The organism is Segeticoccus sp. (assembly GCF_035708005.1).
On the sequence record NZ_DASSTI010000026.1, the window covers coordinates 1 to 23,861 of the forward strand.

The 23,861-nt window shown below is 71.0% G+C and carries 22 protein-coding genes; 10 read left to right on the plus strand and 12 right to left on the minus strand.

Annotated features, from left to right (window positions below; genetic code table 11):
* A partial coding sequence (locus VFL99_RS02700) for an HNH endonuclease family protein (RefSeq protein WP_325104785.1) occupies positions 1–545 on the plus strand: 545 nt, incomplete at its 5' end.
* Between the two features lie 38 nt (positions 546–583).
* On the opposite strand, the gene VFL99_RS02705 is transcribed toward VFL99_RS02700, so the two are convergent.
* From VFL99_RS02705 to VFL99_RS02715, 3 genes are all read right to left on the minus strand, one after another.
* Positions 584–1,141, minus strand: a complete 558-nt coding sequence (locus VFL99_RS02705) for a GNAT family N-acetyltransferase (RefSeq protein WP_325104786.1) — start codon at positions 1,139–1,141, stop codon at positions 584–586.
* Between the two features lie 104 nt (positions 1,142–1,245).
* The gene (gene ychF, locus VFL99_RS02710) at positions 1,246–2,331 is read right to left on the minus strand and encodes a redox-regulated ATPase YchF (protein ID WP_325104787.1); all 1,086 of its coding nucleotides are present in this window, start codon (positions 2,329–2,331) and stop codon (positions 1,246–1,248) included.
* Positions 2,332–2,343: 12 nt separating this feature from the next.
* The gene (locus VFL99_RS02715; RefSeq protein ID WP_325104788.1) at positions 2,344–3,612 is read right to left on the minus strand and encodes a cytochrome P450; all 1,269 of its coding nucleotides are present in this window, start codon (positions 3,610–3,612) and stop codon (positions 2,344–2,346) included.
* A 289-nt stretch (positions 3,613–3,901) separates the two neighbouring features.
* Between VFL99_RS02715 and VFL99_RS02720 the strand changes: the two genes are divergently transcribed.
* Together VFL99_RS02720 and VFL99_RS02725 are read left to right on the plus strand one after the other, a co-directional pair.
* On the plus strand, positions 3,902–5,125 hold the full coding sequence (locus tag VFL99_RS02720) for a DNA recombination protein RmuC (protein ID WP_325104789.1): 1,224 nt from the start codon (positions 3,902–3,904) through the stop codon (positions 5,123–5,125).
* A gap of 7 nt (positions 5,126–5,132) precedes the next feature.
* On the plus strand, positions 5,133–6,542 hold the full coding sequence (locus tag VFL99_RS02725; RefSeq protein WP_325104790.1) for an amidase: 1,410 nt from the start codon (positions 5,133–5,135) through the stop codon (positions 6,540–6,542).
* Between the two features lie 6 nt (positions 6,543–6,548).
* On the opposite strand, the gene VFL99_RS02730 is transcribed toward VFL99_RS02725, so the two are convergent.
* Entirely contained in the window at positions 6,549–7,565 is a 1,017-nt protein-coding gene (locus tag VFL99_RS02730) for a 4-hydroxy-3-methylbut-2-enyl diphosphate reductase (protein WP_325104791.1), read from the minus strand.
* Between the two features lie 177 nt (positions 7,566–7,742).
* Between VFL99_RS02730 and xseA the strand changes: the two genes are divergently transcribed.
* The gene (gene xseA / locus VFL99_RS02735; RefSeq protein WP_414713707.1) at positions 7,743–9,101 is read left to right on the plus strand and encodes an exodeoxyribonuclease VII large subunit; all 1,359 of its coding nucleotides are present in this window, start codon (positions 7,743–7,745) and stop codon (positions 9,099–9,101) included.
* 21 nt (positions 9,102–9,122) lie between these two features.
* Entirely contained in the window at positions 9,123–9,383 is a 261-nt protein-coding gene (locus tag VFL99_RS02740; protein WP_325104792.1) for an exodeoxyribonuclease VII small subunit, read from the plus strand.
* A gap of 65 nt (positions 9,384–9,448) precedes the next feature.
* Here VFL99_RS02740 and VFL99_RS02745 read toward each other — a convergent pair whose 3' ends face one another.
* Positions 9,449–9,997: a DUF4245 domain-containing protein gene (locus VFL99_RS02745; RefSeq protein WP_325104793.1), complete on the minus strand. Its 549-nt coding sequence runs from the start codon at positions 9,995–9,997 to the stop codon at positions 9,449–9,451.
* Positions 9,998–10,116: 119 nt separating this feature from the next.
* Between VFL99_RS02745 and glpX the strand changes: the two genes are divergently transcribed.
* From glpX to VFL99_RS02760, 3 genes are read left to right on the plus strand one after another with little or no spacing between them, the layout of a single operon-like run.
* A complete protein-coding gene (gene glpX / locus VFL99_RS02750) occupies positions 10,117–11,151 on the plus strand; it encodes a class II fructose-bisphosphatase (protein WP_325104794.1) in 1,035 nt (344 codons plus the stop codon).
* Positions 11,152–11,165: 14 nt separating this feature from the next.
* Positions 11,166–12,191, plus strand: a complete 1,026-nt coding sequence (locus VFL99_RS02755; protein ID WP_325104795.1) for a carbohydrate kinase family protein — start codon at positions 11,166–11,168, stop codon at positions 12,189–12,191.
* Positions 12,192–12,248: 57 nt separating this feature from the next.
* Positions 12,249–12,386 carry a hypothetical protein gene (locus VFL99_RS02760; protein WP_325104796.1) on the plus strand — a complete coding sequence of 46 codons (138 nt, stop codon included), beginning with the start codon at positions 12,249–12,251 and terminating at the stop codon, positions 12,384–12,386.
* 30 nt (positions 12,387–12,416) lie between these two features.
* Here the strand turns inward: VFL99_RS02760 and VFL99_RS02765 are convergent, their stop codons facing one another.
* From VFL99_RS02765 to VFL99_RS02780, 4 genes are read right to left on the minus strand one after another with little or no spacing between them, the layout of a single operon-like run.
* The gene (locus VFL99_RS02765; protein WP_325104797.1) at positions 12,417–13,703 is read right to left on the minus strand and encodes an ABC transporter ATP-binding protein; all 1,287 of its coding nucleotides are present in this window, start codon (positions 13,701–13,703) and stop codon (positions 12,417–12,419) included.
* Positions 13,704–13,751: 48 nt separating this feature from the next.
* A complete protein-coding gene (locus VFL99_RS02770) occupies positions 13,752–14,612 on the minus strand; it encodes a carbohydrate ABC transporter permease (protein WP_325104798.1) in 861 nt (286 codons plus the stop codon).
* Positions 14,613–14,614: 2 nt separating this feature from the next.
* Positions 14,615–15,574 (minus strand): carbohydrate ABC transporter permease, encoded by a 960-nt coding sequence (locus VFL99_RS02775; RefSeq protein ID WP_325104799.1) that lies wholly within the window; start codon positions 15,572–15,574, stop codon positions 14,615–14,617.
* Positions 15,571–16,836, minus strand: coding sequence for an extracellular solute-binding protein (locus VFL99_RS02780; RefSeq protein ID WP_325104800.1), 1,266 nt, complete (start codon positions 16,834–16,836; stop codon positions 15,571–15,573). The genes VFL99_RS02775 and VFL99_RS02780 overlap by 4 nt, the downstream gene beginning before the upstream one ends.
* A 213-nt stretch (positions 16,837–17,049) precedes the next feature.
* Here VFL99_RS02780 and VFL99_RS02785 point away from each other — a divergent pair, with 213 nt between their 5' ends.
* Together VFL99_RS02785 and VFL99_RS02790 are read left to right on the plus strand one after the other, a co-directional pair.
* Positions 17,050–18,765 carry a fumarate hydratase gene (locus tag VFL99_RS02785; RefSeq protein ID WP_325104801.1) on the plus strand — a complete coding sequence of 572 codons (1,716 nt, stop codon included), beginning with the start codon at positions 17,050–17,052 and terminating at the stop codon, positions 18,763–18,765.
* Positions 18,762–19,277, plus strand: coding sequence for a beta-class carbonic anhydrase (locus VFL99_RS02790; RefSeq protein ID WP_325104802.1), 516 nt, complete (start codon positions 18,762–18,764; stop codon positions 19,275–19,277). Before VFL99_RS02785 ends, VFL99_RS02790 begins: the two co-directional genes overlap by 4 nt.
* On the opposite strand, the gene VFL99_RS02795 is transcribed toward VFL99_RS02790, so the two are convergent.
* From VFL99_RS02795 to glmM, 3 genes are all read right to left on the minus strand, one after another.
* On the minus strand, positions 19,238–20,650 hold the full coding sequence (locus tag VFL99_RS02795; RefSeq protein WP_325104803.1) for an ATP-binding protein: 1,413 nt from the start codon (positions 20,648–20,650) through the stop codon (positions 19,238–19,240). The two genes, VFL99_RS02790 and VFL99_RS02795, sit on opposite strands and share 40 nt — an antisense overlap.
* A complete protein-coding gene (locus VFL99_RS02800) occupies positions 20,650–22,308 on the minus strand; it encodes an NAD(P)/FAD-dependent oxidoreductase (RefSeq protein WP_325104804.1) in 1,659 nt (552 codons plus the stop codon). Before VFL99_RS02800 ends, VFL99_RS02795 begins: the two co-directional genes overlap by 1 nt.
* Positions 22,309–22,469: 161 nt before the next feature.
* On the minus strand, positions 22,470–23,837 hold the full coding sequence (gene glmM, locus VFL99_RS02805; RefSeq protein ID WP_325104805.1) for a phosphoglucosamine mutase: 1,368 nt from the start codon (positions 23,835–23,837) through the stop codon (positions 22,470–22,472).
* Positions 23,838–23,861 lie beyond the last annotated feature (24 nt).

Consider the following 23,861-nt stretch of genomic DNA (forward strand, 5'->3'; position numbering starts at 1 on the left):
AGGGCGCCCAGCAGTGGAGCTATGGCAAGCGGGTGCAGTTCGCCAACGACCCGCTGAACCTGCTCGCGGTCGACGGGCCCACCAATGCGGCCAAGGGCGACGGTGACACCGCCACCTGGCTGCCACCGAACAAGACCTACCGCTGTGCCTACGTGGGCCGCCAGGTCGCGGTCAAGCACCGCTACGGGGTGTGGGTGACGGCCGCGGAGAAGTCCGCGATGGTGCGGGTGTTGTCGCGGTGTCCCGCGATGCGACTGCCCACGGTCGGGCCGATTCCGCCCCGGCCAGTCATCCCGGCACCCACACACACCCCGCGGCCCGCGCACCCGACCCCGCAGCCGAGGCGCACCACGCCTCCCCCGCCCCCGCGGCCGAAGCCGACCCCGACACGCACCACCCCGCCGTCGGCAGCGCCGTACGAGGGTGTGGTCCACCCCGGCGCATTCTGCGCACCGGAGGGAGCCCGCGGTGTCACGACCAAGGGCACGCCGATGCGGTGCACCCGCAAGCCCGGCGAGGACCGGGCCCGCTGGCGTTCCAGCTGAGCTCTCGTGTCTGCGGGCCCTGCGTGGGCGCCACGCGTTCAGCCGGCCCAGTCGCGTCTGAGCAGGCCGTACACAGATGAGTCGGACACGTCCCCGTTGACGATGCAGTCCTCGCGCAACGTCCCCTCGAGGACGAAGCCGAGCTTCTCCAGCACGCGGGCCGAGGCCACGTTGCGCGTGTCGGTCTCGGCCTGAACTCGATTGAGGTCGAGCGTGTCGAAGGCCCATCGGAGCAGGGCACGCGCAGCTTCCGTCGCATAGCCGTGCCCCCACATCGTGTCGTGAAGGCAACAGCCCAGTGAAGCGCTTCGGAATTCAGGGTTCCAACTGTTCACGGTGCACCAGCCGACGAACGCCTGGTCACGGACGCGATCGATCGCCAGGCGGGCACCGCTGCCCTCCTCCGCCAGCTGCTGGCACCGGGCCAGGAAGCGCTCGACCGGTGCCCGATCCACCCACGGCGGAGAGTCCCAATAGCGCAGCGCGTGCGCGTTGCTCTGCAAGGCAAAGAGCTCCTCGGCATCGGTGTCGGCAAAAGGCCGCAGGAGCAGGCGCTCGGTCTCCAAGGTCGGGGTCGGGAGAATCACGTTGACCACCGTTCCATGGAAGTCCACGCACCCGCCATCGATTACTCGGCGGACCTGCCTCAACGCGGCCTCGCCGGGCCCTCAGCGGAAACAGTTGCGGCGTGTCAACCGCGTCAGACGTTGAACCGGAACTCCACCACGTCGCCATCGGCCATGACGTAGTCCTTGCCCTCCATGCGCACCTTGCCACGGGCCCGCGCCTCGGCCATCGAGCCGGCGTCGACCAAGTCGTCGTAGGAGACGACCTCGGCCTTGATGAAGCCCTTCTGGAAGTCGGTGTGGATCACCCCCGCGGCTTGCGGCGCAGTCCAGCCCTTGTGGATCGTCCAGGCCCGCGACTCCTTCGGACCCGCCGTCAGGTAGGTCTGCAGACCCAGCGTGTGAAAGCCCTTGCGCGCCAACTGGTTCAGACCGGACTCCTGAATCCCCACGGTCTCCAGCAGCTCCAGCGCCTCGTCCTCGTCGAGCTCGGCCAGATCGGCCTCCACCTTGGCGTCGAGGAAGATCGCGTCTGCCGGGGCGGCGAGCTCCTGCAGTTCGGCCTGCAGCGCCCCGTCGGTCACCTGCTCCTCGTCGATGTTGAACACGTAGAGGAACGGCTTGGTCGTCAGCAGCGACAGCTCGCGGATCGCGGCGACGTCGACCCCGGCGGCCGCGCCCCGGGCATACAGGGTCTCTCCCTGCTCGAGCACGCTCTGGGCGGCGAGTGCAGAGTCGAGCACGGCCTTGTCGGTCTTCTTGCCCTTGACCTCCTTGTCGAGGCGCGGGATCGCCTTCTCCAACGTCTGCAGGTCGGCGAGGATGAGCTCCGTGTTGATCGTCTCGATGTCCCCGCTCGGGCTGATCTTGCCCTCCACGTGCGCGACGTCGTCGTCATGGAAGACCCGGATCACCTGGCAGATCGCGTCGGCCTCACGGATGTTGGCGAGGAACTTGTTGCCCAGCCCCTCCCCCTCGGAGGCCCCGCGCACGATGCCGGCGATGTCGACGAAGGACACCGTGGCCGGCACGACCTTCTCGCTGGAGAACAGCTTCGCCAGCACCTCGAGCCGGTCGTCGGGAAGCGGCACCACGCCCACGTTGGGCTCGATCGTGGCGAACGGGTAGTTCGCTGCGAGGACGCTGTTCTTGGTGAGCGCGTTGAACATCGTGCTCTTGCCGACGTTGGGGAGCCCGACGATGCCGATAGTGAGTGCCACGAGGTCAAGAGTCTAGTGAGCGGCGGCGCGCGGCCTGACTTCGGTGATCACGAAGCCGCTGCGCGGCAGGGTTGGAGCACGGCGAGGCGGGATCGAGAGGTCCTGGGGCGGCACGGCATACGTCACCTCGTGCACGAGCACGCGCAGGGCGGCGACCATGAGGCGGATGGTGATCCACTCCCCGGCACAGCGGTGGTCCGTCCAGTGACCCCCACCCCCTTGGGGGACCATCTCGAAGGGGTCGAGCTCGCGGTCCACGAACCGGTCCGGCCGGAAGCGCTCCGGGTCGCCCCACACGCCCGGGTCGTGGTCGATGCCGTGGAGGTCCAGCAGCAGCCAGCGTCCGCGCGGGATCGGCTCGTCGCGCCAGGAGAGATCCGCGGCGGCGATCCCGGGCACCATGGGGAAGAAGCGCGCGTCCCGACGGACCTCCTGCACGAACCGCTCCAGCAACCCCGGGTCGTCGCTGGCCAGGATCCGGTCCCGCTCGGCGGGGTGGGTGTGCAGCACCTGCGCGGCCAGCACCACGAACCGTCCGACGGCGACGGTCGGCCGGACCACGTTGAGCAGCTCGACCGCCGCGTCGTGCAGGCTCAGCGGGGTGCCGTCCGCGTCCCGGTGCCGCGCGATGACCGCGAGCGCCGTGGCCTGCCCGTCCGGCGACTCGCCGCGGGCCCGTTCGCGCTCGATCAGCCCGGCGGCCCACTGCTCGGCACGTCCCCGCGCACGACGCCCCTGCCAGTGGCGCGGCCCGACCGCGGCGGGAGCGTCGATCATCGCGGCCATCCACCGGGTCAGCCGGCGCAGCTCCAGGGAGTCGAGCCGCACCCCGGACCATGCGCACACGGCATGGCACAGTGCCTCGTTCACCTCATCGAACAGCACGACGCGGGTGCGCCCCTCCCACGAGCGGGCCCGCTGCCGCCAGATCTCCAGGAAGCGCTGCTCGAGCCGGTCGAGTGCCTCCGGCGTCATCAGCGACATGAACATCGCCTTGCGGTGCCGGTGCGCCTCGCCGTCCAGGCCCTGCACGCCCCCACGACCGAACAGGGTGTCGAGCACCCGCCCGGGCGCCGCACCCTCCCGCACCACGTGGTCCTCGTCGTAGAAGAACCGTGCCGCCGCCGGTCCGGTCAGGCAGGTCACCGGGCGGCCCAGCAGCCGCGTGGTGAAGACGTCGCGCCGCACCCGGCGCGCCCGGGAGGAGATGAAGCCGTAGGGGTCGGCCAGCAGTCCCAGCGTGTCGTCGCGCCAGGCCACCTGGCCCTCCGTCCCCGACACGTGCACCTCCCGCTGGCGTCGTGGTCACCAGCCCCGACGGTATGCCGGGCACGCACCGTCCGCACGCCGTCGGGCTTGGCGCTGCCATTGGCTCGGCGGCGCGGCCTCACTCCACGAACTCGAACGCCGCTCCCACGGGCTGGTAGGTCGCGACCGGCCGCCGGTCACGAGTCACCGGGGGAAGGTCGTGCTCGACGGTCACGGCCGCCACGAGGCCGTCGTAAACCGCTAACGCTCGCCAGGTGTCAATCGACGGGCGGTGTCGGGGCCGACTGGCAGGGTGTGGGCCATGGATCTTCTGATCGCCGCCGTGGTGGGGCTCGTGGTGGGCGCGCTCGCCACGTGGGTGGTGTGCCGTGCGCTCACCGGATCGCACGAGGTCAGGCTGGCCGCCGAGCGAGACCTGCTCCGGCAACGGGTGCAGGACCTCGAGCGAGCGACCGACGACGAGGTGACGGTGGCCACCGCGCTGGTGCCGCTGCGCGAGGCGCTCACCCGGGTCGAGCGCCAGGTGGGGACGCTGGAGCGGGACCGGGCCGAGCAGTTCGGGCAGCTCGGCGAACGGCTCACCGAGGTGACCTCCGCGACGTCGGCGCTGCGCACCCAGACGGCCACGCTCGCGTCCTCGCTCAACTCGACGACCATCCGGGGGGCATGGGGCGAGGTACAGCTGCGCCGGGTGCTGGAGCACGCCGGCCTGCTGGCCCGCTGCGACTTCGACGAGCAGGTCAGCGCGGTGAGCGTCCACGACCAGGCGGTGCGCCCGGACGTGGTCGTGCGCCTGCCCGGCGGGAAGTGCCTGGTGGTCGACGCCAAGGCACCGATGACGGCGTTCCTGCAGGCCCAGGCCGACGGCGTGGAACCCGCCCGGCAGCAGGAGCTGCTTCGGGCCCACGCGACCTCCCTGCGGGGACACGTCGACACGCTGGCCGACAAGGCCTACTGGTCCGCGTTCAGCTCGACACCGGAGATGGTGGTCTGCTTCGTGCCCGGGGAGGCCATCCTCGCCACCGCCCTCGACGCCGACCCGAGCCTGTTCGACCACGCCATGTCCCGCAAGGTCGTGCTCGCCTCCCCCGCGACGCTACTGGCGATGCTGCGGTCCGTGGCGTTCACCTGGCAGCAGGAGGCGCTGACGGCCAACGCGCTGCAGCTGCTCGACCTCGGCAAGGAGCTGTACGCCCGGCTCGGCACCCTGGGCAAGCACGCCGCGCGGATGGGCGGCTCGCTCCGACGGTCGGTGGAGGCCTACAACCAGCTGGTGGGCGCCCTCGAGTCCCGGGTGCTCGTGACCGCCCGTCGGATGAACGAGCTCGAGCTCGAGCCTGAGGCGCTGGAGGCGGTCCCGCCGGTGGAGGTCGCCCCGCGGCCGTTGACGGCGGCCGAGCTGGTCGAGTCCGAGCTTGCCGGCGCGCTCGCGGACGTCGACCGCCCGGAGCTGCTCGAGGACGACCCCTCGCCAGACGTGCCGGTTCGGGAGACGGACCACCACGACGACCGACACACCGCCTGAGGCCCTGATGGACGAGCTCTGTGACCTTCCTGCCGTCGAGCAGGCCGCTCTCCTGCGGCGTGGGGCGGTCTCGGCACGGGAGCTGCTGCAACGGCACCTCGACCGGATCGAGCGGGTCAACCCCAAGGTCAACGCCATCCCGACGCTCGTGTCCGACGCGGCGCTCGACGCGGCCCGGGCAGCCGACGAGCGGCAGGCCAGCGGCCAGCGCCTGGGCCCCCTGCACGGCCTGCCCTTCGCGGTGAAGGACACCCACGAGACGCAGGGGATCCGCACCACCTGGGGCTCCCCACTCTTCGCCGACCACGTCCCCGAACGGGACGAGCTCGTCGTCGCGCGGATCCGCGCCGCGGGGGCGGTCATCCTCGGCAAGACGAACGTGCCGGAGTTCGCGGCCGGCTCCCACACCTTCAACCCGGTCTTCGGGACCACCCGGAATCCCTACGACCTGGACCGTTCCGCCGGCGGCTCGAGCGGTGGCGCCGCGGCGGCACTGGCCACCGGCATGACCGCCCTGGCCGAGGGCAGCGACATGGGCGGCTCCCTGCGCAACCCCGCCTCGTTCTGCAACGTCGTGGGCTTGCGGCCGTCCCCGGGCCGGGTCGCCACATGGCCCTCGCGAACCCCGTGGCAGACCATGTCGGTCCAGGGGCCGATGGGCCGCACCGTCACGGATGCCGCCCTGTTGCTCTCCGTGCTCGCCGGCCCCGACCCACGGGACCCCATCTCGCTCACCGAGCCGGGAGCGTCCTTCGCCGCTCCCCTGGACCGCGATCTCACCGGCCTGCGACTCGCCTGGTCCCCGGACCTCGGCGGCACCGTGCGGACCGCCAGCTGCGTCGTGGAGGCCCTCGCGCCGCAGGTCTCGGTGTTCACCGAGCTCGGCTGCCACGTGGAGGAGGCCAGCCCGGACTTCACCGACGCCGAGGAGGTGTTCCGCACCCTGCGCGCCTGGCAGTTCCTGCTCGCCTTCGGCCCGCTGGTCGAGGCGCACCCCGAGTCGGTCAAGGAGAGCATCCGGTGGAACGTGTCGGTGGGACGAGACCTCACCGGCGAGGACCTGGCCCGAGCCGAGGTCGCCCACGGGGCCCTGTTCCACCGGGTCCGGGAGTTCTTCGAGCACTACGACGCGCTGTTGCTCCCGGTGAGCCAGGTGGCCCCGTTCCCGGCAGAGCTGGAGTACCCGACCGAGATCGACGGCGAACCGCAGGCGACCTACCTGGACTGGATGCGCTCGGCATACTTCGTGTCGGCCACCGGCTGCCCGGCCCTCTCCGTGCCCGCGGCGTTCGCCCCCGACGGGCTTCCGATCGGGCTGCAGGTCGTGGGACCGCACCGGGCCGAGCGTCTCGTGCTGGAGATCGCCCACGCCTTCGAGCAGGCAACGTCGGCCAGCAAGCGTCGGCCGGTGCTGTGAGGGGCCTCAGTGCGCGGTGCCGGCGTCGTGCCGGACCGCGTCGGCGTCCCGGCCCTCCCGGGCCTTGATGTCGCGCCGCAGCTCCCGGGGCAGCGCGAACATGGTGCTCTCCTCGGCGGCGACGACCGGGTGCACGTCGCGGTAGCCGCGCTCGGCGAGGTGGTCCAGCACGTCCCGGACGAGCACCTCCGGCACGCTGGCGCCGCTGGTCACCCCGACGGTCTGCACGCCGTCGAACCAGGCGTCGTCGATCTCGTCGGCGTAGTCGACCAGGTGCCCCGCCTTCGCCCCCTGCTCGAGCGCAACCTCGACGAGGCGCACCGAGTTGGAGGAGTTCTGCGAGCCGACCACGATCATGAGGTCGGTCTCGGCCGCCATCTGACGCACCGCGAGCTGGCGGTTCTGGGTGGCGTAGCAGATGTCGTCGCTCGGCGGGTCCTGCAGCTTGGGGAACCGCTCCCGCAGCCGGCGGACGGTCTCCATCGTCTCGTCGACCGACAGCGTCGTCTGCGACAGCCACACCACCTTGTCGGGGTCGCGCACCTGCACCCGGTCGACCTCGTCCGGGCCACCAACCAGGGTGATGTGCTCGGGAGCCTCACCGGAGGTGCCGATGACCTCCTCGTGCCCCTCGTGGCCGATGAGCAGGATGTCGTACTCGTCGTCGGCGAATCGCACCGCCTCGCGGTGCACCTTGGTCACGAGCGGGCAGGTCGCATCGATCGTGCGCAGCGACAGCGCCTTGGCCTCGTCGTGCACCACCGGCGCCACGCCGTGCGCGGAGAACACCACCGTCGCGCCCTCGGGCACCTCGTCGGTCTCGTCGACGAACACCGCCCCGCGCTTCTCGAGGGTGGCCACCACGTGCTTGTTGTGCACGATCTGCTTGCGCACGTAGACCGGCGGCCCGTAGAGGTCGAGCGCCTTCTCGACGGTCACGACCGCGCGGTCGACGCCGGCGCAGTACCCCCTCGGCGCGGCCAGCAGCACGCGCTTCGTCCCTGTCGTCGTCGCAGCAGTCACGCCCCCATGGTAGGTGGCCGCCCCGGCCCCGCGACCCGCCCGCACGCTCCGCGCCCAAGGACTGTTGCTGGGAGTTGGCGATTCCGGACTCGCGAACCGCCAGCAACAGTCGTGTCCACACGCCCGCCCGCCCGGTATGCCGGAGCTCACGTGGGTGCCCACGTCTAGTCTGGCGCCGTGACCAGCCCCGCAGGACGCGTCCCCGCCGGGCCGAACGGTGTCGCCGGTCAGCCGGCCGCCGGCGCCAACGGCCGCAGCACGGCGCTGCCGGAGAAGGCTGCCGACACGACGGCGGAGCACCCGTGGCCGGTGCGCACGCTCAGCATGAAGATCGCCGGCTACGTCGAGAAGATGTCGCCGCTGTGGGTCGAGGGCCAGGTGGTCCAGCTCAACCGGCGTCCCGGCTCGCCGACCTGCTACCTCACGCTGCGCGACACCGATGTGGACATGTCCCTGTCGATCGTGGTGCCCGCGACCACGCTCGATGCGATGCCGACCCCCGTCTCCGAGGGCGGCCGGGTGGTGGTCCACGCCAAGCCGGTCTTCTGGACCAAGCGGGGCACCCTGCACCTGGACGCCCGGCAGGTGCGCCAGGTGGGGGTCGGTGAGCTGCTCGCCCGACTCGAGCAGCTCAAGGGCGTGCTGCGCGCGGAGGGGCTCTTCGACCGGGACCGCAAGCGGCCGCTGCCCTTCCTGCCCCGCCGGGTCGGCCTCATCTGCGGGCGGGCCAGCGCCGCCGAACGCGACGTGGTCGAGAACGCCCGACGGCGGTGGCCCACCGTCGACTTCGAGATCCGCGAGGTCGCCGTCCAAGGACCCTCGGCCGTGACCGAGGTCAGCGAGGCGCTGCGCGCGCTGGACCTGGACCGCAGCGTGGACGTCATCGTCATCGCGCGCGGCGGTGGCTCATTCGAGGACCTGCTCGCGTTCAGCAACGAGTCGTTGGTGCGCGCCGTGGCGGTCGCGGTGACGCCCGTGGTGAGCGCGATCGGGCACGACGTCGACACCCCGCTGCTCGACTTCGTCGCCGACGTGCGGGCCTCCACCCCCACCGACGCGGCCAAGCTCATCGTCCCCGACCTGGAGGAGCAGCGCTCCGGCCTGCAGGCCACGGTGGCGCGCGGCCGCCGCTGCGTGGCCCAGCGTCTCGGGCACGAGCGCCAGCTCCTGGACAGCCTGTGCAGCCGCCCCGTGCTCGCCGAGCCGACCACCATGGTCACCACCCGCCGGGAGGAACTCGACCGGCTGACCCAGCGGGCCCGGCAGCGGGTCCTGGCGCGCATCCACCGCGAGCAGGACCGGGTGGCCCACCTGCGCACCCAGGTGCTGGCGCTGTCGCCGCAGCAGACCCTGGAGCGGGGCTACGCGGTGGTCCAGCACGCCGACGGCCGGGTGGTCATGGACCGCGCGGACGTCGACGTCGAGGAGCTGCTGCGGGTGCGGGTCGCCCGCGGCGACTTCGCCGTCCGCCCGGTCACCGAACGTGCCCCCTCCGGCGGAGCCGGTTCCCGCTCGCGACGGACCGCCCGGCGGTGACGCCTCGTTAGGGTGGGCAGCATGGCAGCCGACGACAAGACCCCCGCCGAGGCGGCCGTGCCGGGTCGCACGGACACCTCCGACGTGACCGAGCTCGGCTACGAGGAGGCCCGCGACGAGCTCGTCGCCATCGTCGCGCGGCTCGAGGGCGGCCAGCTCGAGCTCGAGGAGAGCATGCGCCTGTGGGAGCGCGGGGAGGCCCTCGCCGCCCACTGCGGGACGTGGCTGGACCGCGCCGAGGAACGGCTCGAGGCGGCCGCGGAGCGCCGCGCCGACAACTGACTCACCGCACCGACTGCGGACGTGAAGTGGGCGGGCACAGCCAGTGGGGATCAGTCCGCGGACGGTCAGCCCGCGGACGCCCGGCTGGAGGCGCTGAGCGGCTGGAGGCGTCCGGCGAAGCGCGCGAGGTCGGCATACGTGCCGTTGCCGGCGACCACGACGGTCAGGCCCTTTCCGCCGCGCAGCACCAGGCTGTGGGTGGTCACCCCGTGCTCATCGGTGGCGGTGCGCTTCTGCCACGCCTCCCCCTCGACCGTGACGGTGCCGGGGTGGGTGGCCGAGCCGGCCTTGACCTCCAGCCAGTGGGCGGTGGCGTGCGTGGTCTCCTCGAGCCCGACATAGCTGTTCTCATCCCGCGAGAGGTAGCCGGCGTGGAAGGTCTGCAGGCTGTCCGGACCGGGACCGAACCGGACGCTCGTGGCGCGCCACCCCTTCGGTAGCGACGCCGGCATACGCAGGTCCCAGCCCTGCTGTTGGCGGACCTGCTTGGCCGAGGCCATCGCGTCCACGGACTGCGGGGGGTTGCCGTTCGGGCGGGGCACGAACGCGACCCACACCGCAACGAACGCCAGCACCACGATCATCGAGATGAGCAGGCTGCGGGCCGTACCCATGCGACGACGAGGAGCGGGAGGCTGCTGCACCGGACCATCCTCCCCGACGCAACGGGTGCGATCGGCACCACCCCCGATAGAGTCGGAAGCACCGTCACCCCCGGACCGGAGGTACCTGTATGTCGCCAGAGCAGCCCACCGCCGACCGGACGCGCGAGGCGCCCGACCGCAACCTCGCGCTCGAGCTCGTCCGCGTGACGGAGGCCGCCGCCATGGCCGGCGGCCGCTGGGTGGGCCGTGGTGACAAGAACGGCGCCGACGGCGCGGCCGTCGAGGCGATGCGGTCGCTCATCTCCACCGTGAGCATGGACGGGGTCGTCGTCATCGGCGAGGGCGAGAAGGACGAGGCGCCCATGCTGTTCAACGGCGAGAAGGTCGGCGACGGCACCGGTCCGCAGGTCGACGTGGCCGTCGACCCGATCGACGGCACCACCCTGACCGCCAAGGGCATGAGCAACGCCGTGTCCGTGCTCGCCGTGGCCGAGCGCGGCATGATGTACGACCCGAGCGCCGTGTTCTACATGGACAAGCTCGCCACCGGCCCCGAGGCCGCCGACGTGGTCGACATCCGGCTCCCGGTGGCCGAGAACATCCGCCGGGTGGCGCGCGCCAAGCACGACTCCCCCTCCGACGTCACCGTGGTCATGCTGGACCGGCCGCGGCACGAGCAGCTCGCCCAGCAGGTCCGCGAGACCGGGGCCCGGCTGCGGTTCATCTCCGACGGCGACGTGGCCGGCGCCATCATGGCGGCCCGCGAGGACACCGGCGTCGACCTGCTGCTCGGCGTCGGCGGGACCCCCGAGGGCATCATCGCCGCCTGCGCCATCAAGTGCCTCGGCGGCGTCCTCCAGGGCCGCCTGTGGCCCACCGACGACGCCGAGCGCCAGAAGGCGCTCGACGCGGGCCTCGACCTCGAGGCCGTCCTCTCCACCGACGACCTCGTCCGCGGTGAGAACTGCTTCTTCGTCGCCACCGGCATCACCGACGGCGAGCTGCTGCGCGGGGTGCGCTACCGCGGCGGCGGCGCGGTGACGCACTCCCTGGTGATGCGCTCCAAGAGCGGGACCATCCGCGTCATCGAGGCCCACCACCAGCTGCGCAAGCTCAGCGCCTACTCGGCGGTGGACTTCGTGCAGCGGCCACCGGTGCTCTGAGGCAGGCCGGCACGGTGTCCGCCGACAACCCCACCTGCCCTGCGGCCGCGTCCCCCGAGGGGAAGCCCGCGGCCACCCCTGTCCTCGTCGTCGGCGAGGCCTTGATCGACATCGTCCGCACCCGGGCCGGCGAGGTCGTCGAACACGTCGGGGGCAGTCCCGCCAACGTCGCGGTCGGCCTGGCCCGGCTCGGCCACGACGCCACCCTCGCCACCCACCTGGCCCGGGACCGGCACGGCGAGATGATCACCACGCACCTGCGCGAGCAGGGGGTGCACCTGGTCGGCGAGCCGTCCGCGCCCAGCACCCCGACCGCCGCGGCCACGCTCGACGACCAGGGCGGCGCGACCTATGACTTCGACCTCACGTGGGACGTGCCCTCCGGCGTGGACGTCGCCGACTTCGGCCACCTGCACATCGGCTCCATCGGCGCGATCCTCCAGCCCGGCGCCGCCGCGGTGCTGGCCCTGGCGGAGCGGGCCCGACGGACCGGCACGGTCTCCTACGATCCCAACGCGCGCCCCACGCTCATGGGCGAGCCCGCGGAGGTGCGGGCCCAGGTCGAGCAGCTCGTGGGCCTCGCCGACGTGGTGAAGGCCAGCGACGAGGACCTCGAGTGGCTGTATGCCGGAGCTCCCGTCGAGGAGGTCCTCCAGCTGTGGGGGCGGCTGGGTCCGTCGCTGCTGGTGGTCACCCGCGGCGGGGAGGGCGCCCTGGTGTCCGTCCCCGGCGGTGACGAGCACGCGGAGGTTCCCGCGCCCGCCGTCGAGGTCGTCGACACGGTCGGGGCGGGCGACTCCTTCATGGCCGGGTTGCTGTCCGCCCTGCTCGACGCGGACCTGCTGGGCGCGGTCGACGGCGTCGAGGTCGACTCGCGCGGAGCACGGGAGCGGCTGCGCCGGGCGCGGTCCGCCGGCCTGCGCCCGGCCGTCGACCGGGCGCTCGCCTGCGCCGCCATCACCGTCTCCCGGGCCGGCGCCAACCCGCCGCGACGGGAGGAGCTGGCCGACGCCGTCGACAGGAGTGCTGCCCGCCGGTGATGAGACTCGCCCGGAAGCGGCATCCGGTCAGGTGCGCGGACGGCATACTCACGAGCCATGAGCCGGCGGTCGATCCTCGTCCTCGCACTGGGGCTGACCACCGTGCTCATTGCCGTGCTGGTCGGCGGGTGGCTCGACCTGGGCCCGATGGCTGGACACGTGGGCGGAACGGTTCCCGGCGCTCCCGTACCCTGACCTCGCCGCGCAGGCTGGAGGGGCCGGCGGTCAGGCGTTGATCGTCGCGCTCGACTCCTCACCGGTGCCAGCGCCCGTGTCGCGCAGCTTGCTGCGCTCGAGCGCCCGCTTGCGGTCCGCCTCGCTCTCCGCGGCGATCCGGCCGGCCTCCTGCTCGTCCCGGGTCAGGCACACCCCGGTCTCCGGGTCGAAGACGTGCATCGTGGACGGGTCGAAGAGCAGCTCGGCCTCATCACCCTCGCGGATGCGGGAGCGGGCGTCGAGGTTGACCACCAGCTGGGTGCGCATGCCCTCCCCGTCGAGGTCACGGTCGAGCTCCTCGAGCTTGGCCTGCACCGCCGGCTCGGCCTCGAACGGGATGTAGGCGTACTGCTCGTTGCCCAGCCACTCGGTCACGTCGACGGGGGCGTGGAAGCGGACGGCGTCCTGCGGCGCGCTGTCGTGCAGGCTGGCGTCCTTGAAGTGCTCCGGCCGGACGCCCACGATCACGAGCTCCTTGCCGGCGATCTTCTCGGCCAGCGAGCTCGGCACCGGCACGTCGACCAAGGGCAGCCGCAGGGTGGAGCCGTCCACCCGCGCCGGCAGGAAGTTCATCGGCGGGGAGCCGATGAATCCGGCTACGAAGAGGTTGACCGGTTGCTCGTAGAGCTCCCGCGGCGACGCGCACTGCTGCAGGACGCCCTTCTTGAGCACGGCGACCCTGTCGCCGAGGGTCATGGCCTCGGTCTGGTCGTGGGTGACGTAGACCGTCGTCACCCCGAGGCGGCGCTGCATGCGGGCGATCTCGGTGCGCATCTGCCCGCGGAGCTTGGCGTCGAGGTTCGACAGCGGCTCGTCGAAGAGGAACGCGTCGGCGTCACGGACGATGGCCCGGCCCATGGCCACGCGCTGCCGCTGGCCGCCGGAGAGGTTCGCCGGCTTGCGCTGGAGGTGCTCCGAGAGCTCCAGCATGTCGGCGGCGCTGTTGACCTTGCGCCGGATCTCCTGCTCGTCGTGGTGGCCCTTCTGCAGCCGCAGCGGGAAGGCGATGTTCTCGAAGACCGACAGGTGCGGGTAGAGCGCGTAGTTCTGGAACACCATGGCGAGGTTCCGGTCGCGTGGCGCGAGCTCGTTGACCCGCTTGCCGTTGATCTTCAGGTCGCCGCTGGTGATGTCCTCCAGCCCGACGATCATCCGCAGCAGCGTCGACTTCCCGCAGCCGGACGGCCCCACGAGGATCATGAACTCCCCGTCGGCGATGTCGAGCGAGACGTCATTCACGGCGGGAAAGCCGTCGCCGTACTTCTTCACGAGGTGGTCGAGCACGATCTCAGCCATGTCTCATGTCTCCTTCGTTGTCTGCCGAGCAGCAGCCATTTGACATTGTCAGCCCTTGACGGCACCGGAGGTGAGTCCGGCGACGATCCGCCGCTGGAAGACCAGGACGAGGATCACCACCGGGATGGTGACGACAACGGCGGCGGCACAGATCGCGCCGGTGGGTTGGGTGAACTGACTCGCGCCGGTGAAGAACGCGAGTGCCGCAGGCACGGTGCGCGCGTTCTCGGAGGTCAGGTTGAGCGAGAAGACGAAGTCGTTCCACGCGGTGAAGAACGCGATGATGGCGGTGGTGAACACGCCCGGCGCGGCGAGCGGCACGATCACCTTGCGGAACGCCTGCCAGGTCGTGGCCCCGTCGACCTGGGCCGCCTGCTCCATCTCCCACGGAATCTGCTGGAAGAAGGCCGAGAGGATCCAGATCGACAGCGGCACGGTGAGTGCGAGGTAGGGGATGATCAGGCCGGGGATGGTGTCGAACAAGCCGATCTGCCGCCAGAGGTTGAACAGCGGCGTCACCATCGCGATGACCGGGAAGAAGGACACCCCGAGTGCGGTGGTGAGGATGAGCTTCTTGCCCGGGAAGTTCAGCCGGGCGATGGCGTAGGCGCAGAACGTGGCGAGCACGACGCTGATGACCGTCGCGGACACGCAGACGATGACCGAGTGGGCCAGGGCGGGCAGGAACAGGTTCCTGGCCCCGCCGGTGAAGATCAGCTGGTAGTTCTCCCAGGTCATGTGCTTGGGCCAGAAGTTGCCGAACAGCTTCTGGGTGGGGTCGCCCAGCGCCTCGGTGGAGGTGAGCGACTCCGCGAGGATCCAGACGAGGGGGATGCACGTCCAGATGATGATCGGGATCGCGGCGATGGCCAGCCAGTTGCGGGTCCGGTCGCTGGTGTTGGTCTCCATGGCTACTTGTTGCCCCCTGTCAGGTCGACCTTGAATCCTCTGACGAAGATCGCCGCCACGATGAGGACGATGACGAACAGGATCACGGACAGGGCCGATCCCATGCCGATCTCGACTCTCGTGATGGTCTCGTTGGACACCAGCATCGACAGCGACATCGTCTCGTTGGCGCCGCCGGTCATGACGTAGGGGTTGTCGTAGATGCGGATCGCATCGAGGGTGCGGAACAGGACGGCCACCATGAGTGCGGCCTTCATGTTGGGCAGGATGACCTTGTAGAGCCGCTGGAACCACGTGGCGCCGTCGACCTGCGCCGCCTCCTCCATGGAGCTGTCCACCTGCGCCAGGCCGGCCAGCAACAGCAGGGACATGAACGGCGTGGTCTTCCAGATCTCCGAGAGGCAGATGATCAGCAGCGAGGTCCAACGGCCGCCGAACCAGTTGAAGTCCAGTGGGAAGCCGCCGGCGGAGATGAAGTGGAGCCAGTAGTTGAAGAACCCGGTGTCGACCTCGGCGGCGTAGCGCCAGGAGAAGGCCGAGACCACGGTGATGATCGAGTAGGGGATGAGCACGATCGTGCGCAGCGTCTTGCGCGGGATGACGATCTTGTGCATCACCAACGCCAGCGCGAAGCCGATGACGAGCTCGAAGACCAGCGTGAAGCCCACGATGACGAACGTCGTCACCATGGTCTGCCAGAACAGCGGGTCCGTGAACGCGGTGATGTAGTTCTGGATCCAGACGAACTTCTTGCCCGCCGGGTCGGTCAGCCGGTAGTTGAACAGCGACAGGTAGATCGAGTACACGATCGGCCACAGGGTCACGAACAACATGACGATGAAGGCGGGACCGGCCAGCTTCCAGCCGAGGGAACGCTCGGCCCGTGCCCGGTCCGACAGCACCGCCTTGGGCTTCTTCCGGGCCGGCGTCTCCCCGGCCCGCTCGACGACCTGCTGGGTCATAGCAGCGCCTTCCCGTTCAACACGTTGATGATGAACTCCTGTGCCTTCGCCGGCGTCTTCGGGGTGACGCTGCCGGGCGGGCTGAAGGTCTGCTGCAGCGCGGTGGACATGTCACCCCAGTACGGCGACAGCGGACGTGTCTTCGCCTCATCCAAGGAGGCGCGGATCAGGGCCGCCAGCCCGCCCGGGAACGCCTTCTTGACGGCCGGGTCGTTGAACGCCTGCTTGCGGCTCGCCGGGTTGCCGGTGGCCACCATGTAGTCGACCTGGTGCTTCTCGTTGGTGATGCAGGCCGCCGCGTCATAGGCGAGGTCGGGGTGCAGGCTGTTCTTGCCGACCGCGACCTCGATGCCACCGAACGGTGGCGCGGAGGGCTTGCCGGCGACAGTCTGCGGGTAGCGCGTGAAGCCGACGTCCTTCATCCACGGCACCTTCGCCGCCTTCAGCGCGGCGTAGACGTAGGGCCAGTTGACGAGGAAGCCGCCGCTGGGCCCTTGGAACAGGTTGAGCGACTGGGTCTCCTGCGAGGAGCCCATCGCGGGTCCCCCGACACCGGTGTCGGCGACCTTCCGGATGACCTCGGCGGCCTTCACCCCCGCCGGGCTGTCCAAGCCGAGCTTGAGGTTCTCGTACGTGGCGTTCGGGTTGTCCACGATGTGGCCGCCGGCCCCCTCGACGAGGGCGTTGATCCACACCGAGTAGCCCTCGTAGAGGGCCGCCTGCACGCCGATCGTCTTCTTGGTCTTCTGCGCGGCGTCGATGAGCTGCTGCCAGGTGACCGGCTTGCTCATGTCGAGGCCGGCCTTCTGGGCGACGCTCTTGCGGTACCACAGCACCTGGGTGTTGGCCCAGAACGGGACCGCGATGAGCTTGCCCTTGTACTTGGAGGCGTCCAGCGCCGACTGCACCCGGTCCTGGGTGAACTGCTGGGTCATGTTCTTCGGCACGGGAGCGAAGTAGCCCGCCGCCGCGAACTCCGTGATGAACGCCGGGTCGACGCTCATGATGTCCATGCTGGAGTCCCCGGCGGCCAGCCGGCGCAGCAGCTGGGTGCGCTGGTCGCTCGCGCTGTTGGGCAGCAGTTCGAACTTGATGCGGTAGCGCCCCTGCGCCGCCTGCGTGCACTCCGCGGCGATCTGCGCCTGACCGCCGCCGTGCGGGTTGGAGCCGCCACCGTCGGGGTTGATGTACCACGTGAGCGTCGGGGTGCCGCCCGCCGCGTTCGCCCCTCCCCCGCACGCCGTCAGGGTTCCGGCCGCCATACCGGCCACCGCGACGGCACCGAGAACTCGGAGCCGAGCCGAAGGTCTGCGCATGATCTGCCCTTTCGACGTCCGGATCAGGACACCGTTCTACCGGTCCTGCGTGACTTACGCCACTATCCGCGCCCAACTACTCTGGGCGGGTCGACCCCGCCTGCTCCCGCGGGCCGGGGAGCCATCCTTTGTGTCCCGACCAGTCGTGAGGAGCGCCCGGTGCCGGAGTTCGTCTACGAGGACATGCTGCCCACCGGGCCCGACCGGACGCCCTACCGCCGGCTCACCACGGAGGGGGTCCGCACCGTGGCGGGGCCCGGGGGGCGGACCTTCCTCCAGGTCGACCCGGAGGCGCTGCGGCTGCTGACGGAGACCGCGATGCACGACATCGCCCACTACTTGCGGCCCGCGCACCTCACCCAGCTCCGCACGATCCTCGAGGACCCGGAGGCGAGCAACAACGACAAGTTCGTCGCCCTGGACCTGTTGAAGAACGCGGGCATCGCGGCCGGCGGGGTGCTGCCGATGTGCCAGGACACCGGCACGGCGATCATCATGGGCAAGCGCGGACAGCACGTGCTGACCCCTCCCGGTGCGGACGAGCCCGCGATCGCGCGAGGCGTCTTCGACGCCTACACGCGGCTCAACCTGCGCTACTCGCAAATGGCCCCGCTGACGATGTTCGAGGAGCAGAACACCGGTTCCAACCTCCCAGCGCAGATCGAGCTGTATGCCGACACGCACGCTGGCAGCGAGACGGCATACCGCTTCCTGTTCATGGCCAAGGGCGGGGGCTCGGCGAACAAGTCCTTCCTGTTCCAGGAGACCAAGGCGATCCTGTCGCCGGACCGGCTGCTGGCGTTCCTCGACGAGAAGCTGCGCGGGCTCGGCACCGCGGCCTGCCCGCCGTACCACCTGGCCGTCGTCATCGGTGGCACCTCGGCCGAGTTCGCCCTGAAGACAGCCAAGTACGCGAGCGCGAAGTACCTCGACGAGCTGCCGCGGCAGGGGGCGCCCTCGGCGCACGCGTTCCGCGACGTCGAGCTCGAGCAGCGGGTCCACGAGCTCACCCAGCAGTTCGGGATCGGCGCCCAGTTCGGCGGCAAGTACTTCTGCCACGACGTGCGGGTCGTGCGCCTCCCCCGCCACGGCGCCTCCCTGCCCGTCGCCATCGCCGTCTCCTGCTCGGCCGACCGCCAGGCGCTGGGCAAGATCACCGCCGAGGGCGTGTTCCTGGAGCAGCTCGAGACCGACCCGGCCCGGTTCCTGCCGGACACCACCGCTGCCGACCTCGTGCCCGGGGGCGACGAGGCCGTGGGCGCCGGCTCCACCGGGCGCGGCGCCGTGGTGAAGATCGACCTCAACCAGCCGATGGACGAAATCCGCGCCGAGCTGTCCAAGCACCCCGTCAAGACCCGGCTGTCGCTGACCGGGCCGCTCGTGGTGGCCCGCGACATCGCCCACGCCAAGATCAAGGAGCGCCTCGACGCCGGCGAGCAGATGCCCGCCTACCTGCAGGAGCACGCGGTCTACTACGCGGGGCCGGCCAAGACCCCGGAAGGCTACGCGAGCGGGTCGTTCGGCCCGACCACGGCGGGGCGGATGGACTCCTACGTCGACCAGTTCCAGGCCGCGGGTGGCTCGATGGTGATGCTGGCCAAGGGCAACCGCTCCGCGCAGGTGACCAGGGCCTGTGCCGACCACGGCGGCTTCTACCTCGGCTCGATCGGCGGCCCGGCCGCCCGGCTCGCCCAGGACTGCATCAAGTCCGTGGAGGTGCTGGAGTACCCGGAGCTCGGTATGGAGGCGATCTGGAAGATCGAGGTGGAGGACTTCCCGGCGTTCATCGTCGTGGATGACAAGGGCAACGACTTCTTCGCGGCCACCGCCAAGCCGGTCGCGATGACCATCGGCACGAGAGAAGGACTGGAGTGACCCAGAAGATCGAGAACCCGACCAACTTCGACGACCTGCTCGAAAGCAACCGCCGCTACGCCGAAAACTTCCCCATGGCCGGCTTCGACGGCATCGCCCAGGCGGGGGTCGCCATCGTGACGTGCATGGACTCCCGGATCGACCCGCTCGGGATCGTCGGGCTGCAGCCCGGTGACGCCAAGATCTTCCGCAACCCGGGTGGCCGCGTGACCGACCAGGCACTCGAAGCGCTCGTCCTGTCGACCTACCTGCTGAACGTCAACCGGATCCTCGTCGTCCCGCACACCAAGTGCGCGATGGGCAAGAACACCGAGAACGAGTTGCGGGAGACGATCACCGGCCTCTCGGGTGTCGACGCGTCGTGGATGAGCTTCAGCGTGGTCGACGACCAGGAGCAGAAGCTGCGCGAGGACCTGGCCAAGGTGCGCAGCCACCCGCTCATCCCGGACGCCACGCTCGTCGGCGGGTTCGTCTACGACGTGGACTCGGGGCTGCTGCGCCAGGTGCTGTGAACCGGCAGCCGTACCCGCAGGACCGTCTGGCCGGGGCGTGAGTCGATGCTGATGCTGCCGCCGTGGCGTTCCTCGACGATGCGCCGGGCGATGTCGAGGCCGAGGCCACTGCCCTTGCCGACGTCCTTGGTGGTGTAGAAGGCCTCGAACGCCCGTGCCACGACCTCCGGCGGCATGCCGGGGCCGGTGTCGATGACCTCGACCACCACGTGCTGCCCGTCGGCGCGGGTCGTGACCCGCAGGGTGCCGGAGCGGTCCATCGCGTCCACCGCGTTGTCGATGAGGTTGGCCCACACCTGGTTGAGCTCGCCGGGGAACGCCTCGATCCGCGGAACGTCGGGCGAGTAGTCGCGCACGACGGTGACCCCGTCGCGCAGCTTGTGGCCCAGCATCACCAGGCTGCTGTCCAGCCCCTCGGTCACCTCCGTGAGCTGGATCGTGCCGCGGTCCATCTGCGAGTGCGACCGCACGGCCGCGACCAGCTCGGAGATGCGGCGGGTGGACTCCTTCACCTCGCCGAGCAGCGCCGACATCGACAGCGTGCTCGCCACCCAGCTCAGCCCCCACGGCAGGGCCCGGTCGTCGAGTTCACCAGCCGCCCGCTCACACCAGTCGACGTCCGCGCCGTGGGCCGCCAGCCGGGACGCCAGCTCCCACGGACGGTCGACGTCGTGGTCCTCCAGCCACGAGGTGAGCGCCTCCTCGAGGTCGGCCAGCTCCAAGGGGTCACGGGGCCCAGCCGACGCCTCGATCTCGCGGCGCAGCCCGGTGAGCGCCCGGAACTGCGCTGCGCTGATGTCCTCTCCGGCCAAGCCTTCGAGACTGGTGAGCAGCGCCCGGCTCGTCTCCTCGACGGCGTTCACCGCGCTGGCCGCAGCGGCCGCGGGGTTGTTGAGCTCGTGCGCCAGCCCGGCGGCCAGGGTGCCGAGCATGATGAGCGAGGCGTGCTGCCGCGCGGTCGACTCGATCGACTGGGCTGTGCCGTGCAGGCCCGCGACGAGGTGGACACCGAAGGGGAACCAGGCGTTGAGCAGCTCCCGGAGGGCCGGCGCCGGCACCTGCAGCACCCGCCCGGGCTTGGCCCCGATCCCGGTGGCGAGGTAGACGCCGTGATCGTTCCAGGCCCGGAATCCGCCGGCCCACCGGCCCGGCACGTCCAGCCGCCCGACCTCGACGTCCTCCCGCCCGACGTGGCGGCGCAGCTCGATGTCGCCCTCCACCAACAGCCACCAGTAGTCGGCGTGCTCGCCCTCGTGGAAGAGCTCGACGCCCGGCTCGATGGGCACGTCCGTGCCTGCGGCGGCGAGCTCACCGAGCTGGTCGGTGGTGAGGCCGTCGAACAGGTCCAGGGGCCGCAGGTCGTCGGCGCGCATCACGTCGTCGCCAGGTAACGGTGGATCAGGTAGACCGCCATCGCGCCCTCCCCGACGGCCGAGGCGACGCGCTTCATCGAGTCGAGCCGCACGTCGCCGGCGGCGAAGACGCCGGGGACACTGGTCTCCAGTGCGTACGGCGGCCGCGACAGCGACCAGGTCACGTGGCGTCCCGGGCCGAGCAGGTCCGGGCCGGTGACGACGAAGCCCTTTTCGTCGCGCACGATGTCGGCTCCGAGCCAGTCGGTCCGAGGCGAGGCGCCGATGAAGACGAACAGCCAGGTGGCCGAGACGTCCTCGGTGGTGCCGGACCGGCGGTCGGCGAGGGTGAGCCACTCCAGGTGGCCGTCGCCGCGGGCGCCCACCACCTCGGTGCGGCACCGCACCTCGATGTTGGGGGTGGAGCTGATCCGCTCGACCAGGTAGCGGGACATCGCCGCGTCGAGGGAGTCCCCGCGCACCAGCAGCACGACTCGCTTGGCGAAGACGGCCATGTTCAACGCCGCCTGCCCGGCCGAGTTGGCCGCCCCGACGAGATAGACGTCCTCGCCCTGGCACTGGCTCGCCTCGCTGGCGTTGGCGCCGTAGTAGACGCCGCGGCCGGTGAGCGCGTCCAGGCCGTCGCCCTGCAGCCGGCGGTACGACACCCCGCTGGCGACGATCAGTGCCCGGGCCTCGATCTCCCCCGACCCCTCCATGAGCACGGCTCGGGCCGGCCCGCGCGCCTCGAAACCGACGACGTCCTGGGCCAGGACCATCTCGGCCCCGAAGCGGGTGGCCTGGGCCAGCGCCCGCTGGGTCAGGTCGGATCCGGTGACCCCCCGCGGGAAGCCCAGGTAGTTCTCGATGGCCGCGCTCTGCCCGGCCTGCCCACCGGGTGCCTCGCGCTCGACGATCACCGTGCTCAGCCCTTCGGAGGCGGCGTAGACGGCCGCGGCCAGCCCAGCCGGGCCGCCGCCGACGATGCACACGTCGTAGAGCGGTTGGTCCGCCCGGGTGCGCAACCCCATGGCGTCGGCCAGGTCCCGTGTCGTCGGTGCCCGCAGCGTCGCCCCCTCCGGCACGAGGACGAGGGGCAGATCGGCAGGCACCGCCTGCGCCAGCTCGCACAACCGCTGGGCCTCCTCGTCCCGCTCGACGTCGTACCACCGGTAGGGCACGTGGTTGCGGGCAAGGAAGTTCTTCAGGTCGTGGCTGCGTTCGGCCCACCGGTGGCCCACCAACCGCACCTCCGAGGCGTGGTCCGGGTGGGCGCGGGTCCAATCTTCGAGCAGGTCGTCGGTCACCGGGTAGAGCCGCTCGGTGGGAGGGTCCCAAGGCTTGAGCAGGTAGTAGTCGAGGCCGATGTCGTTGATCGCCTTGATTGCCACGTCGGTGTCCGCGTAGGCCGTCAACAACAGGTACTTGGCCTCCGGGGCCTGCGACCGCGCCTGCTCGAGCATCTCGATGCCGGTCATCTCGGGCATCCGCTGGTCGGCAGCGATCAGCGCCACCGGCTGGTCCCGCAGGGCCAACCGCGACAGCAGCGCGAGCCCCTCCGACCCGGAGGTCGCCTTGAGCACCCGGTAGCCGGCACCGTACCGCTCACGCAGGTCCCGCGAGATGGCCGCGGACACCATCGGGTCGTCGTCGACGGTCAGGATCACCGGTTTGGGCACGAGGGGTGCCTCCTCGAAGGAGCTGCGACGCCGAGCAGGTGGACTCCTCAAGGGGAGCGCTCGCCGTTTCAGTGTGCACCCGAACGGCGCGCCGGGAGCGGGAGTCAAGAGGTTTCGCGCCGTCCCGCCCCCGGCGAGGGGACGGCATACCGCCTGGTGTCTCAGACGTCGAGCGGCTGGTTCTCCAGGGACAGGTGGACCCGGACCACGCCCGCGAGGTGCTCGGCGACGGCCTGCGCGCGGCCGGCGTCGTCGGCCTCGACCATGACGCGGACGAGTGGCTCGGTGCCGGACTTGCGCAAGAGGACCCGCCCGTGGTCGCCGAGGTCCTCCTCCGCCTCGCGCACGGCGCCCTGGACCTCGGGGTCCTCATCGACCCGCAGCTTGTCGACGCCGGAGACGTTGATCATGACCTGCGGCAGCCGGACCATGACCGACGCGAGGTCCTCCAGCGACCGGCCCGACTCGGCCACGCGCGAGGCCAGCATCAGCCCGGTGAGGAGCCCGTCGCCGGTGGTGCCGTGCTCGAGCATGATCACGTGGCCGGACTGCTCGCCGCCGAGGGAGTAGCCGCCCTTGCGCATGCCTTCGAGGACGTAGCGGTCGCCCACGGCAGTCTGCCGCACGACGATGCCCTCGCGCTCCATCGCCTGCAGCATCCCGAGGTTGCTCATCACCGTCGCGACCAGGGTGGCGTCGGCGAGCGCGTGGTGCTCGCGCATCGACAGCGCCAGCACCGCCATGATCTGGTCACCGTCCACGACGCGCCCCGCGCCGTCCACGGCGAGGCAGCGGTCTGCGTCGCCGTCGACGGCGAAGCCGAAGTCGGCGCCGTGCTCGACGACCGCCCGCTGCAGGTTCTCCAGGTGCGTGGAGCCGTAGCCCTCGTTGATGTTGCAGCCGTCCGGCTCACAGCCGATCTCCGTCACGCGGGCCCCGGCCTCGGTGAGCGCCCGGGGGCCGACGACCGACGCGGCACCGTGGGCACCGTCGAAGACCACGTGCAGTCCGTCGAGCCGGTGCGGCAGCGCACTCACCAGGTGCTCGACGTAGCGGTCGGCGCCGTCGGCCAGCGGCAGCACGCGCCCGACCCTCGTGCCGGTGGGGCGGTTCCACCCCTCGCCCATCCGTGCCTCGATCGCGTCCTCGATGGCGTCCGGCAGCTTGTGGCCGCCGCGCGCGAAGAACTTGATGCCGTTGTCCGGCATCGGGTTGTGCGACGCCGAGAGCATCGCCCCGAGGTCAGTGCCCATGTCGGCCACGAGGAAGGCGATCGCCGGCGTCGGCAGCACGCCCGCGTCGAGGACGTCCACCCCCGCGGAGGCCAGCCCGGCGACGGTGGCCGCCCCCAGGAACTCCCCCGAAGCACGCGGGTCACGGCCCACGATGGCCCGGGGCCGGTGCCCCTCGAAGGCCCCCTGCTCGGCCAGCACGTGAGCCGCGGCCACGGACAGGTCCAGCGCCAATTCGGCGGTGATGTCCCGGTTCGCGACTCCACGCACACCGTCGGTCCCAAAGAGTCGGGCCACAAGTCTCCCTCTCCACGTCTTCGG

Excerpts from the sequence above, each read along its gene's own strand:
- VFL99_RS02720 (WP_325104789.1), top strand. The coding sequence starts at position 3,902 with ATGGATCTTCTGATCGCCGCCGTGGTGGGGCTCGTGGTGGGCGCGCTC.
- VFL99_RS02725 (WP_325104790.1), top strand. The coding sequence starts at position 5,133 with ATGGACGAGCTCTGTGACCTTCCTGCCGTCGAGCAGGCCGCTCTCCTG.
- VFL99_RS02740 (WP_325104792.1), top strand. The coding sequence starts at position 9,123 with ATGGCAGCCGACGACAAGACCCCCGCCGAGGCGGCCGTGCCGGGTCGC.
- VFL99_RS02745 (WP_325104793.1), bottom strand. The coding sequence starts at position 9,997 with ATGGGTACGGCCCGCAGCCTGCTCATCTCGATGATCGTGGTGCTGGCG.
- glpX (WP_325104794.1), top strand. The coding sequence starts at position 10,117 with ATGTCGCCAGAGCAGCCCACCGCCGACCGGACGCGCGAGGCGCCCGAC.
- VFL99_RS02760 (WP_325104796.1), top strand. The coding sequence starts at position 12,249 with ATGAGCCGGCGGTCGATCCTCGTCCTCGCACTGGGGCTGACCACCGTG.
- VFL99_RS02765 (WP_325104797.1), bottom strand. The coding sequence starts at position 13,703 with ATGGCTGAGATCGTGCTCGACCACCTCGTGAAGAAGTACGGCGACGGC.
- VFL99_RS02770 (WP_325104798.1), bottom strand. The coding sequence starts at position 14,612 with ATGGAGACCAACACCAGCGACCGGACCCGCAACTGGCTGGCCATCGCC.
- VFL99_RS02775 (WP_325104799.1), bottom strand. The coding sequence starts at position 15,574 with ATGACCCAGCAGGTCGTCGAGCGGGCCGGGGAGACGCCGGCCCGGAAG.
- VFL99_RS02780 (WP_325104800.1), bottom strand. The coding sequence starts at position 16,836 with ATGGCGGCCGGAACCCTGACGGCGTGCGGGGGAGGGGCGAACGCGGCG.
- VFL99_RS02795 (WP_325104803.1), bottom strand. The coding sequence starts at position 20,650 with ATGCGCGCCGACGACCTGCGGCCCCTGGACCTGTTCGACGGCCTCACC.